The sequence below is a fragment of the Cyanobium gracile UHCC 0139 genome, assembly GCF_034931325.1.
In the GTDB taxonomy this organism is placed as follows: Bacteria; Cyanobacteriota; Cyanobacteriia; order PCC-6307; family Cyanobiaceae; genus Cyanobium; species Cyanobium gracile_B.
This window is the reverse complement of sequence record NZ_JAYGHX010000004.1, coordinates 16,583-28,941: the sequence shown is the minus strand read 5'-3', so window position 1 is coordinate 28,941 and position 12,359 is coordinate 16,583. Positions and strand designations below refer to the sequence as shown.

Below are 12,359 nucleotides of genomic sequence, written 5' to 3'. Positions count from 1 at the left end.
ACACCAGCAAACCAATCTCCAGCGGGTCGGGCAAGGGGGGGCAGCCGCTGACCGGAGCGTCCCTGCAGGGGCTTGACGGGTGGGGTGGTCGTTCTCAGACGTCGCGCTTCAGCCGTCCCCGTCCTTCTTGCGGGATCCCTTGCCTTCCAGCAGCTCGAGCAGGGCCTCCATCTGGGCCATCACACCCCGCACCTCACCGGCCTCCGGCAGCAGGCCGTCCTCCATCACCCCCTGGTGCATCTCCCGCAGCTCCTGGCGGATGTAGCGCAGATGACTGACAACCTGTTCGCGTTTGGACTGCGACATCGAGCGGGCCCCTGATCAACCCCCTCTTTTACCCCATCGCCGATTCACTTCCTGCCGAAACGCTCCTTGGCCTGCTGGTAAAAGGCGAGATCCACACCGTCGAGGCCGGCCTCGCGGGCCAGGGACTCGATCCGCCGCCGGATGATCGGCCGCACCACGAACGGGATTTCCTTCAGGCTGGTTTCCGCGTCGCTGCTCCAGTTCATCGGCGGCTGATCGGGACGGGTCGGTGCTGGGCCGGGGGGCGCTGGGACACCCTGACGGACCTCGGGAGACCCGGCCGGGGAGAATGGTGGATGGAGAATAGGGGAAACGGGGGTTTAGAGCGAGAATCGCTGAGACCCCTTGCTATCACTGGGGAGAATTTTTCGGGATCCCGGCCTATTGCACCCAGCGCTGCACCCAAAGCTGCACCCACAGGCCGCGCCTGTTCTCCACCTTCCGTAATGGTGCGCAGCCCAACCGCAGGGCCTGTGGGGCCGGCTGATGCTGGCGGGGTGCCATCAGCCCCTAGGAGCCACCTAGGAGCCCCTCAGAAGCCCTCCTAAGCCATGCAGAGCCCTTCCTTGCCCTTTGCCTTGGCCATCGCCCTGTTGCCTGTTGCTGGCTGGGCGGCTCCCTTCCAGTTCACGCCTGCCAGCTTCCAGCAGTGGCTCAATGCCAACCCCGGGCGCTGGCAGGAAGGTCGCCGGGTGATCTTCAGCAACCTCTCCGGCTGCTCCCCTGGCCAGTCCTATCCCGAGTCCTACGCCTGCTCACAAGGGTTTGCGCGGATCAGCGATCCCATGGGCACCAGGGTCTGCCGCGTCATGGGTGTGACATGGCGGGGTATCGACCTGCACGAGGAGAAGAGGCTGAAAGAGGTTTACGGCTCTGTTTCGATATTGATGCCGCAACCGGGGAAGACTCCTAAGACCAGTTTTCGCCAAGGCGACTGCCGCTGGAATTAAGCGCCTGAGCCAACCTCTGCTCCCCGACCGCCACGGGGAACCCTGTAGCCAGTCGCTCCACCACAATGAGCCGCTTCCTGTGGCACCTCGACCCCGACGGCTGGCCCCTCGAACGCATCGACACCCACACCGGTGAGCACGTACCCGTGCTCAACGGCCCTGAGGAGTTGGCTCAAGCCTGCTGCTACCCGAGGGTGGCGGGGGTGGTGTGCAGGCTTGGTGGTGACGGCCACCATGGCGAGGGCTGAAAGCGTGGAAGGATCGGCTACCTTTCCGGGGTCACTGGGGACAAGATCCCAGGCCCCGTCAGGATTTCATGCAGGCTGCGCAGTCCACAAAGTCTGAGAACGGGCGAACCACGACCAACCTTTCCTCCTTCATCTGGTCGGTCGCCGACTTGCTGCGGGGCGACTACAAGCGCAGCGACTTCGGCAAGGTGATCCTGCCTTTCACGGTGCTGCGGCGGCTGGACTGCGTTCTGGAGGCCACTAAGGCCGAGGTGCTGGCCGAGAAGAAGCTGCGCGAGGACGCCGGTCTGAACCCAGAGCCCTTCCTGCTGAAGAAGGCTGGGTTGCTCTTCTACAACACCTCACCGCTCGACATGAAGCGGCTGATGGGGGACCAGGACCACATCGGAGAGAACCTGCGGGCGTACATGCAGGCGTTCTCCCCGGCGGTGCTGGACATCTTCGAGAGCTTCGAGTTCCACACCCAGATCGACAAGCTGGCCAAGGCCGGGCTGTTGTACCTGGTCACCGAACGCTTTGCCGGGATCGACCTGCACCCGGAGGTGGTGAGCAACGCCCAGATGGGCACGGTGTTCGAGGAGCTGATCCGCAAGTTCGCTGAAGAATCGAACGAGACCGCTGGGGAACACTTCACCCCCAGGGAGGTGATCCGGCTGATGGTGAACCTGCTGTTCAACGAAGACGACAATGCCCTCAGCAAGCCTGGCGTGGTGCGGACTCTCTACGACCCGGCGGTGGGCACGGGGGGGATGCTAAGCGTCAGTGAGGAGTACCTGGCGGAACACAACCCCCAGGCCCGTTTGGTGATGTACGGCCAGGAGCTGAACGCAGAGTCCTATGCGATCTGCAAGGCCGACATGCTGATCAAGGGCCAAGACATCCGTAACATCATCTTCGGCAACACCCTCAACGACGACGGCCTACAGGAGAAGCAGTTCGACTACATGCTCTCCAACCCTCCGTTCGGGGTGGACTGGAAGAAGATCGAGAAGGACATCCGCAAGGAAGCCCAGCTGATGGGCTTTGAGGGGCGCTTCGGTCCTGGCCTGCCCAGGGTGAGCGATGGGTCACTTCTATTCCTGCTGCACCTGATCTCGAAGATGCGCCCGGCCGTGGATGGCGGCAGCCGCTTCGGGATCGTGCTGAACGGTTCCCCCCTGTTCACTGGTGGGGCGGGGTCAGGGGAAAGCGAGATCCGCCGCTACGTGCTGGAGAACGACCTGGTGGAGGCGATAGTCGCCCTGCCCACCGACATGTTCTACAACACAGGAATCAGCACCTACATCTGGATCCTGAGCAACCGCAAGCCGGTGGCTCGCAAGGGCAAGGTGCAGCTGATCGACGCCAGCAGCTACTGGCAGAAGATGCGCAAGAGCTTGGGGAGCAAACGGAAGGAACTGAGCCCTGAGCACATCGAGGAGATCACCCAGCTTTTTGGGCGATTCGAGGAGGCCGAGAAAGACGGAAGGCCGATCAGCAAAATCTTCCCCAATGAAGCCTTCGGCTACCGCACCATCACGGTCGAGCGGCCCACGCGGGATGATGCGGGCAAGGTGGTGGTGGGGCAGAAAGGCAAGGCGAAGGGCAAGCCGGTGGCTGACTCCAGCCTTCGCGATACCGAGAACGTGCCGCTCTCAGAGGACGTGGAGACCTACTTCGAGCGGGAGGTACTGCCCCATGTACCGGACGCCTGGATTGATCACGACAAGACCAAGGTGGGCTATGAAATCCCCTTCAACCGGCACTTCTACGTATTCAGCCCACCCAGGCCCCTAGAGGTGATCGACGCTGAGCTGAAGCAAGTGACGGATCGGATCCTGAAGATGATTGGGGGGCTCACGGCGTGAGCTTTCCGCGCTATCCGGCCTACAAAGAAGTGCCAATTCCGTGGATTTGCCAAGTCCCTGAGCATTGGCAATGGAATCCCATCTTTGCGGCCGCGAGAGAGCGAGGCGAGGACAACAAGGGGATGAAGGAAGACAACCTCCTCTCTCTTAGCTACGGCAGCATCGTCAACAAGGACATCAACACCTCCGACGGACTACTGCCTGAGTCCTTCGAGACTTACCAGATCGTGAGACTTGGCGACATTGTGCTTCGGCTGACCGACTTACAGAACGACAAGAGAAGCCTTCGCTCCGCACTTGTTACTCAGACGGGCATTATCACCTCCGCTTACCTTGCGTTGGAGCCCAAGCGAATTGATTCTAGGTATCTCAACTATCTGCTTAGAGCGTATGACGTGGCAAAGGTCTTCTACTCGATGGGAGGGGGACTTAGGCAGTCAATGAAGTACGGGGACATAAAGAGAATGCCCCTGGTCATTCCGTCCAAGGCTGAGCAACAAGCGATAGTCAACTTCCTCGACCACGAAACCGCCAGGATCGACGCACTGATAGCCGAGCAGCAGCGGCTGATCGAGCTACTCCAGGAGAAGCGCCAAGCCGTCATCTCCTATGCCGTCACCAAGGGGCTGAACCCAGACGCGCCGATGAAGGACTCAGGCGTGGAGTGGCTGGGGGAAGTGCCGGAGCATTGGGAGATTAAGAAGCTAAAATACGTCAGCCCACAAATAACGGTGGGCATCGTTGTAGAACCATCAAAGTATTATGTAGATGACGGAGTTCCCGCTCTCCGATCCCTCAATGTCAGCCAAGGGAAAATACGCCTTGAAAATCTTGTGTTCATTTCTGAAAATGCTAACAAGATTCACGAGAAATCAAGGCTGTCTACTGGCGACTTAGTGGCAGTTCGCTCTGGGCAGCCAGGCACTACTGCTGTAATTGAATCCGATCTTGATGGTTGCAATTGCGTTGACCTTATCATAATCCGAAAGCCATTCCTAACGAGCAGCCTCTTTCTCTCATGGTACTTAGCCTCTGATTTTGCAAAAGTACAGTTTTCATCTGGTTCTGGAGGCGCGATACAACAGCACTTCAATGTTGCCACTGCTGCTGAATTAATAATTCCAGTCCCGCCTAAAGAAGAGCAGGCAGACATTCTCCAGACCATTGAACTCCGAATTTCTCAACTTGACCTGCTCGGTTCCCAGGCTCAACAAGCTGTCACGCTCCTCCAAGAACGCCGATCAGCCTTGATCTCATCGGCCGTCACCGGCCAAATCGATGTGCGGGGTCTGGTCCCTTTGGAGGCAGCTGCATGACTTACTCACCAATCGGAAAGCTCCAGAGGGTTCCCCTTCGTGAAGTCTGGAAGCATGAGGCTTACGACTTCACGCAATGGCTGCAGCACAACATTGACGTTCTCAACGACTCCTTAGATCTGAACCTCATCACGGCAGATCGAGAGCAGGCAGCTGGATCGTTCAGCATTGATCTCGTTGCTGAAGACGAGGACGGCATCACCTATGTGATTGAAAACCAGCTTGAGAAAAGCGATCACGACCACCTAGGTAAACTGATCACTTATTTGACAGCCAGGAGTGCACGCGCTGCAATCTGGATCGTTTCCGAACCACGACCTGAGCATGTTGCAGCCATGGCATGGCTCAACGAATCTCTCAATGCTGATTTCTACCTAGTGAAGGTTGAAGCTGTTCGTATCGGCGATTCCCCTGCGGCGCCCCTGCTTACCCTGATCGTTGGGCCATCAGTCGAGGCCAAAGAAACTGGTCGAGCCAAGCAAGAGCTGTCAGAGCGCCATGAGATCCGCAAGAGATGGTGGACAGCACTTGTTTCCCATCCTGACGCAAAGCTCCATGCGCACATAACTCCAGGATTTGGTTCCTGGCTCGGTGCTTCATCTGGAATTCCTGGGTTTGGATATTGGTACAGTGTAACCATGAAGAGCTGTACGGCTGAGCTGTACATCGATCTAGGAACAGGTGACTCTGAGCAAAACAAGCAAATTTTTGATCGAATAAAGGAATCTCAGGCTTCGATTGATGCCTCTATCTCCCTGCCTGTCTCCTGGGAGAGGCTCGATGGTCGGAAGGCTTGCCGAATCCGACTCAATCTTCCCGGCGGCTACCGCTCACCTGAAGAGGAGTGGCCCAACATCCAATTCCAACTGATCACAGCGATGAATGAGTTGGAACAGGCTCTCAGGCCTGTTCTGAAGTCTCTCTCCGTGAGCCAATGAACCTCCACCACGAGATCAAGTTCGAGGTGGAGATCACCCAGCATCTGGGAGCCCATGGCTGGCTCTACGCCGATGGGGACTATCAGGCCTATGACAGGCCCCGTGCCCTGTTCCCTGCGGACGTGGTGGCGTGGGTCCAGGAATCCCAGCCCGATGCCTGGGAGGTGCTGCAGAAGAACCATGGCTCAACTGCCACCGACACCCTCTTGAATCGCCTGCGGGCCCAGCTAGATCAGCGCGGCACCCTTGATGTCCTCCGGCAGGGCATCGAGCTGCTGGGCCTCAAGAAACCGCTGCAGCTGGCCCAGTTCAAGCCGGCCCTGGCCCTCAATCCCGAGATCCTCAGCCGCTACGCCGCCAGCCGTCTACGGGTGGTGCGTCAGCTGCGGTACTCGACCCACAACGAGAACAGCATCGACCTGGTGCTGTTCCTCAATGGCATCCCTGTGGCCACTGCCGAACTCAAGACCGACTTCACCCAGTCGATCGACGACGCGGTGGATCAGTACCGCTTCGATCGGAACCCCCGGCCAAAGGGGCAGAACCCCGAACCGCTGCTGACGTTCCCCAGCGGCGCCCTGGTGCATTTCGCGGTGAGTACCCGTGAGGTGAAGATGACCACCAAGCTCATCGGATCCGACACCAGATTCCTGCCCTTCAACCGGGGCGACGAAGGCGGGGCTGGGAACCCCCTCGACCCCGAGCGCGGCTACCGCACCGGCTACCTGTGGGAGGAGGTGTGGGAGCGCCACAGCTGGCTGGAGATCCTCGGCCGCTACTTGGTGGCCAGCCGCGACAAGAAGAAGCAGATCAAGGAGATGGTCTTCCCCCGCTACCACCAGCTCGATGCCACCCGCAAGCTCCAGGCCGCCGTGCTGGCCGAGGGTGCGGGCAGTAAGTACCTGGTGCAGCACTCCGCCGGCTCCGGCAAAACCAAGTCGATCGCTTGGACCGCCCACTTCCTGGCTGAGCTGCACAGCGCAGACCACAGCAAGGTGTTCGACACGGTGCTGGTGGTCTCCGACCGCAATGTGATCGACAGCCAGCTGCAGGAGGCCCTGTTCGACTTCCAGCGCACCACCGGGGTGGTGGCCAGCATCACCAACGCCGACGGCAGCAAGAGCGGCAAGTTGGCCGAGGCGCTCTCTGGGGACAAGAAGATCGTGGTCTGCACCATCCAGACCTTCCCCTTTGCGCTGGCGGCCGTGCGGGAGCTGTCAGCCACCCAGGGCAAACGCTTCGCCGTGATCGCCGACGAGGCCCACAGCTCCCAGAGCGGAGAGGCCGCCGCCAAGCTCAAGGCGGTGCTCAGTGCCGAGGAGCTGGCCGATCTCGAAGACGGCGGCGAGGTGAGCATGGACGACGTGCTGGCCGCCCAGATGGCTGCCCGCGCCAAGGAGAGCGGCATCACCTTTGTGGCCTTCACCGCAACCCCCAAAGCCAAGACGCTGGAGTTGTTCGGCAGGCGTCCCAACCCAGCCGAGCCAGCCAGCGACACCAACAAGCCCGAGCCGTTTCACGTCTACTCGATGCGCCAGGCGATCGAGGAGGGCTTCATCCTCGACGTGCTGCGCAACTACACCAGCTACAAGCTGGCCTTCCGCCTGGCCCACAACGGCGCCAGCTACGACGAAGCCGAGGTGGAGAAAAGCGCCGCCCTCAAGAAGATCATGGGCTGGGTCAGGCTCCACCCCTACAACATCTCCCAGAAGGTGCAGATCGTTGTCGAGCACTTCCTGGAGTTCATAGCCCCCCTGCTCAATGGCACCGCCAAGGCGATGGTGGTGGTGGCCAGCCGTCTGGAGGCGGTGCGGTGGCAGCTGGCGATCGAGAAATACATCAAGGAGAAGGGCTACGGCATCGGCACTCTGGTGGCCTTCTCCGGTTCGGTGAGCGACAAGGAGAGCGGCCCCGACGACTTCACCGAGACCAGCTCCGCCCTCAACCCTGGCCTCAAGGGTCAAGGTATCCGCGAGGCCTTCGACACCGGCGATTACCAGATCCTGCTGGTGGCCAACAAGTTCCAAACCGGCTTCGATCAGCCGCTGCTGTGCGGGATGTACGTGGACCGGCGGCTGGCTGGCATCCAGGCGGTGCAGACTCTCTCGCGGCTCAACCGCTGCCACCCCGGCAAGGAGGACACCTTCGTGGTGGACTTCGTGAACGAACCCGCCGAGATCCTCGCAGCCTTCAAGACCTTCTACGAAACCGCTGAGCTGGCCGGCACCACTGACCCCAACCTGGTGTTCGATCTCCGGGCCAAGCTCGATGCGGCCGGCCACTACGACGACTTCGAGGTGGAGCGGGTGGTCAAGGTGGAGCTGGACCCCAACGGCAAGCAGAGCGAGCTAGCCAAGGCCCTGGAGCCTGTGGCGGATCGGCTGCTCAAGAAGTTCAAGGCTGCTCAGAACGCCCTCTCCGTTGGTAAGGAGCTGGGGGATGCCAGTGTCATCAAGGACGCGGAAGACGAGCTGAACGCCCTGACGATGTTCAAGTCCGACATGGGTGCCTTCCTGAGGCTCTACACCTTCCTCTCCCAGATCTTCGACTACGGCAGCACTGGAGTGGAGATGCGCTCGATCTTCTACAAGCGCCTGCTGCCTCTGCTGGAGTTCGGCCGTGAGCGGGAAACCGTGGATCTATCCAAGGTGGTGCTCACCCACCACAACCTCAGGAAGCTAGGCAAACAGAACCTGAATCTCGGTGAAGGCGAAGCCACCAAGCTCCAGCCGATGACCGAGACAGGCACCGGCCAGGTGCAGGAGAAACAGAAGGCCCTGCTAGAGGAGATCATCGCCAAGGTCAACGATCTGTTCGAGGGCGAGCTCACTGATTCCGACAAGCTTGCCTACGTCTATGTGATTAAGGAGAAGTTGCTTGAGTCGGACCGGCTGCAGGAGCAAGCAGTTAGCAACACCAAGGAGCAGTTCAGTAACTCACCAGATCTCACTACAGAGCAGATTAATGCCGTAATCAACGCTCTTGATGCCCACGCACTTATGAGCACACAGGTCTTGAATCAGCCAGCCAAACAGGCTGGACTGAAAAGCCTCCTTCTGAACAACGCTGGTTTGTATGAGGCGCTTAGGGAGCGGGCTGGCCTTAACGACTACTGCTAATTTATTGCCACACACCAACTTCCCCGGGGCGTTAGCCATCAAGGCCACGATTGAGCAATGAGAACGCATCGTCCTTTTGGCATGTGTAGATTACTTCATAGTCGAAACTGGCCATAGCCATAGATCTCTATTCTTTCACTATTTTCGCAAAGCTCCTTACTCCCTAGGCGCGGATCCAGCATGTTCTTGAGCATAAGACGCGGACAACGAGGTAGCTTCTGCTCCACCCAGGCCTAAAGCGGCAGCTTTCAGCAAGTCATAGCAGTCTATGCAGGCTATCTTGTTATCAATATTCCAGATAACTAAAAACACACTTACAACAGAAGGGAACAGGAATAATCCCGCCCAACTTCGGGCATCTTTCCAATCAAATGGGGCATTTTTGTAAATTATATTGTATAGCGACTTCAGCAAGGATGCAATTACTGCCGCACCAATTAGATGAGAGGCCTTGCCAAGTACTTCAAATTCAAACATCTACAATTAATTCCTAGCCTTTTTGGCCAATGGAGCCTCTCCAGACATGCTATTCAGAAGCACTGATAGCAATGGCGTAGTTTCCCTGTACTTCGTTTTGGTAGTAAAAAAAGGAGTTCCGTCTTCGCCAAGGTTCTTTGACCTGATAAAAATGTTTCGGTCTGATAGAATCTCAACAACTTCGGCAATGCCTAGCCTAAGCTCTTTCGCGATTGAGTTTGGATTGCGCCATGTGAAAGGAGAGCCGTTAATTGCGTTTTCAACTCTTTTCATGCTTGATAGAACCGGTTTAGCACGCCTTTGAGTCTTAGCTCGCTTTGGGTTGCCTTCAATAGTTACAGAAAAACCTTGGCCACTTTCCCGACCCTGCAGCTGTTGCGAAGAAGAGGCGTTTGCGGCCCCAGTCGTTACATCAACTATTGGCATTAGCCTAAAAGAAGAAGGAAAGGAACTAACTGCGCCGCAAGAGAATTGGCCATAAACGGCCTTGACGCAGCAGGAGTGTACTCAAAGGCACAAAGCCAGCATTGCAGGCGTTTGCGTGGTTTTACACCATAAAACATGACAGCGCCATATGGCTGTGTGCATTACCGACACCTGACGCCGAATGAAAGGCCATGGCCCGCAGCGTCTAAGTCATGTAGTGCTCAAAAGGCCCACTACCGACATGAGAAAAATGAATTTTTTGTTACGGACACTAAGAATAGTGCTTGCCGTAAGCGTGTGCACTACATATAGGGTGGCTCCCCCATGTTAGGGGTCGGACGATCTAGGCCCATTCACTGCGCCGCTTGGGGTTCATCCCCCCCCCTGGGGTGGTGGGCTGCCGTCCATGTGGCCACCCTGCCAGCTGTGGCGCACTTGGTCAGCATCGGCGCTGGGAGCATCAGTTCGGTAGGCAATTGTTGCGCGTGAAGACATCTCCTTCTAGTCACGCAGTCAGGAGCTAGCGTGGTAAAGGCAGGAGTCAGGGCTGCATCGGGCGCCGGACGCACCGCAACCTGCACCGCCTCCCGCCTGGGGTGCTGTCTCCCCCATTGCTTCTGCATCCAGGACCATCACCTCGATCGGCTTCTCCCCGCCGATCGTGCACGGCTCCCAGGTGTGCGCACCTCGATCGCGCCACCTCCTTCCTAGGGCACGGCCTCTGCTTTGACCGCGATGGCCAAAACACCACCTCGGGCCTCTATCCAGAGCGGCTTTGGCTGGTGATCGACCACCTGGAGAGGCGCACCAGAACTGGCAGGGGGATGCACTGACCCGCTGAGGGTGCCGGCTGGCCTGGCTGGCCAGCTCCCCCATCGATCACAATCACCTCCACTCCATGACCACCACCACACGCCCAGCAGTTGTTCCGCAAACGGCCGATTTCGGCACACCCGATCGAGGCCGAGACCGACCACGGAGGGGCAATAGGTCTGCTGTCCCGCAACCCTGTTCTGTTTCGGTTGGGGAGCCTGCACCGTTTGCGGAACGGCCGGGGGCCCGCATTGGCTACGGCAGGGTCTCCACTGCCGACCAGGACGCCCAGGCCCAGGTGCTCCGGCTGGAGGCGGCCGGCTGCACACGCACCTTCGCCGAGACGATCAGCAGCAGGATCAAGGACCGGCCGCAGTTGGCCGCCTGCCTCGATTACCTGCGCCCTGGGGACGCCCTGGTGGCCGTCAGGCTGGACCGGCTGGCCCGGAGCACCCGCGAGCTGCTGGAGCTGGCCCAGGGGCTGGAGCAGCGCGGCATCGACCTAGTGGTGCTGGACCAGCAGATCGACACCCGCACCCCAGCCGGCCGGCTGCTGTTCACGATGCTGGCCGCCATCGGCGAGTTCGAGCGCGATTTGATCCGGGAGCGCACCATGGACGGCCTGGCCCGTGCCAGGGCTGAGGGGAAGACCGGCGGCCGGCGGGCATCCATCACCGGCGCCAAGGCCCAGCTGGTGCGACGGCTGGCGGCCGAGGGCCAAAGCATCCGATCGATCGCCGCGTCCATCGAGGCCAGCCCATCGGCGGTCCACCGGCTCCTCAAGGACAGCGAGGGCTGATGTCGCCCACCCTGCTCGCCACCTTGCCCTGGTCTTCCCGAAGCTGTCCTCCTGGCAGACAACTACCGCCAGTGGATTTGAGATCCGCTGTCAGCTCAGCCGTGCCAGGGGTTGCGCCCTGTCCGATGCGCCAGCTGGTGCGTTCCAGTGCCGCTGCTTGCTACGCCCCGCACCAGGGGGCAGGGCGCGTGGAGGCCCAGGGGGCTACTGGCGGGCTTCAGGCGGCTTCATGGCCGTTCCCCTGCTCCAGCTGCTGGCGGAGCCCTTCCAGGCGGTTGAGCTTCGCCTGCTGGGCATCGTGAGCGGCGACCAATTCGGCCAGCTCCAGCTCCTCAGCCGCCGCCCTGGCCTCGGCCTCGACGCCGGCAAGCTCCCTGGCGAATGGCGTCAGCCGGTCCCCGATGGCCGACTGGAACTGATCGAGAACCCAGCCCCTTCGGGTCTTCCCGCCCACCGAAGCCAGGCCAGGGTGGATCAGGAAGTACAGGCGGGCGGAATGGGGGGCACGGGTCGCAGGGTCTGGCATCGACGCCCTCTCCTTGGCCGAAAGCTCATGGAGGGGCGGCGCCGTGCAGCGCACCACCAGGCCGACCCTGCGGAGCCGCTGGATCGAGCTGCACACGCACCCGGGGATCGCTTGATGCTCGGCCGCCAGCTCTGACGCCGAGGACCACACCCTGCCGGTGCTGGTGTTCATCCGGGCCACCATCGCCTGCAGAAGGAACATCGCGCGGGTGGTCAGCTCCCTTTTGAGCACCAGCCTCTCCACCGCCAGCAGTCCCAGCCGATGGAACATCACGAAGTCCGTAAGCCTCTCGTGGTCGAGAACAGTCACCGGGCCAGGTATCCAGAACGGGTCTGTATGAATACTTACGCACTCGCTGAAGCAAGTACACCTCCCCGTCGCCACTGCACCTATGCGTCGCCGCACCACTGGAGGTGATGCAGGCCGATGGAATGGGGCCCAGGGAGGGGGTTCGCACGGTTTGGGGGTTTGCACGGTCCTCTCCCACTCATTCGTGCAAACCGGGCAAACCGTGCAAACCGTGCAAACCCCATAGGGACAGAGTTTTGACGGAACCTCTCTTTACTGATGAGAGACCCATGCACGGTTTGCACG

At 59.8% G+C, this 12,359-nt stretch carries 10 protein-coding genes; 7 read left to right on the top strand and 3 right to left on the bottom strand.

Annotated features, from left to right (window positions below):
- Positions 1–108: 108 nt before the first annotated feature.
- Complete coding sequence (locus VB738_RS07785; RefSeq protein ID WP_015109473.1) at positions 109–306, bottom strand: hypothetical protein; 198 nt, start codon at positions 304–306, stop codon at positions 109–111.
- A gap of 44 nt (positions 307–350) precedes the next feature.
- Positions 351–512: a PCP reductase family protein gene (locus VB738_RS07780; protein WP_254947928.1), complete on the bottom strand. Its 162-nt coding sequence runs from the start codon at positions 510–512 to the stop codon at positions 351–353.
- Between the two features lie 345 nt (positions 513–857).
- On the opposite strand from VB738_RS07780, the gene VB738_RS07775 reads away from it, so the two are divergent.
- The 7 genes from VB738_RS07775 (at position 858) to VB738_RS07745 (ending at position 11,239) form a co-directional block, all read left to right on the top strand.
- Positions 858–1,256 (top strand): hypothetical protein, encoded by a 399-nt coding sequence (locus tag VB738_RS07775; protein WP_323305210.1) that lies wholly within the window; start codon positions 858–860, stop codon positions 1,254–1,256.
- 65 nt (positions 1,257–1,321) lie between these two features.
- Positions 1,322–1,504: a hypothetical protein gene (locus tag VB738_RS07770; RefSeq protein WP_323305209.1), complete on the top strand. Its 183-nt coding sequence runs from the start codon at positions 1,322–1,324 to the stop codon at positions 1,502–1,504.
- 68 nt (positions 1,505–1,572) lie between these two features.
- A complete protein-coding gene (locus tag VB738_RS07765; RefSeq protein ID WP_323305208.1) occupies positions 1,573–3,351 on the top strand; it encodes a class I SAM-dependent DNA methyltransferase in 1,779 nt (592 codons plus the stop codon).
- Entirely contained in the window at positions 3,348–4,667 is a 1,320-nt protein-coding gene (locus VB738_RS07760; protein ID WP_323305207.1) for a restriction endonuclease subunit S, read from the top strand. The genes VB738_RS07765 and VB738_RS07760 overlap by 4 nt, the downstream gene beginning before the upstream one ends.
- Positions 4,664–5,605 carry a DUF4268 domain-containing protein gene (locus VB738_RS07755; protein ID WP_323305206.1) on the top strand — a complete coding sequence of 314 codons (942 nt, stop codon included), beginning with the start codon at positions 4,664–4,666 and terminating at the stop codon, positions 5,603–5,605. The genes VB738_RS07760 and VB738_RS07755 overlap by 4 nt, the downstream gene beginning before the upstream one ends.
- The gene (locus VB738_RS07750; RefSeq protein WP_323305205.1) at positions 5,602–8,724 is read left to right on the top strand and encodes a type I restriction endonuclease subunit R; all 3,123 of its coding nucleotides are present in this window, start codon (positions 5,602–5,604) and stop codon (positions 8,722–8,724) included. The genes VB738_RS07755 and VB738_RS07750 overlap by 4 nt, the downstream gene beginning before the upstream one ends.
- A 1,801-nt stretch (positions 8,725–10,525) precedes the next feature.
- Positions 10,526–11,239, top strand: coding sequence for a recombinase family protein (locus tag VB738_RS07745; protein WP_323305204.1), 714 nt, complete (start codon positions 10,526–10,528; stop codon positions 11,237–11,239).
- A gap of 217 nt (positions 11,240–11,456) precedes the next feature.
- On the opposite strand, the gene VB738_RS07740 is transcribed toward VB738_RS07745, so the two are convergent.
- A complete protein-coding gene (locus tag VB738_RS07740) occupies positions 11,457–12,074 on the bottom strand; it encodes a hypothetical protein (RefSeq protein WP_323305203.1) in 618 nt (205 codons plus the stop codon).
- Positions 12,075–12,359: the final 285 nt, after the last annotated feature.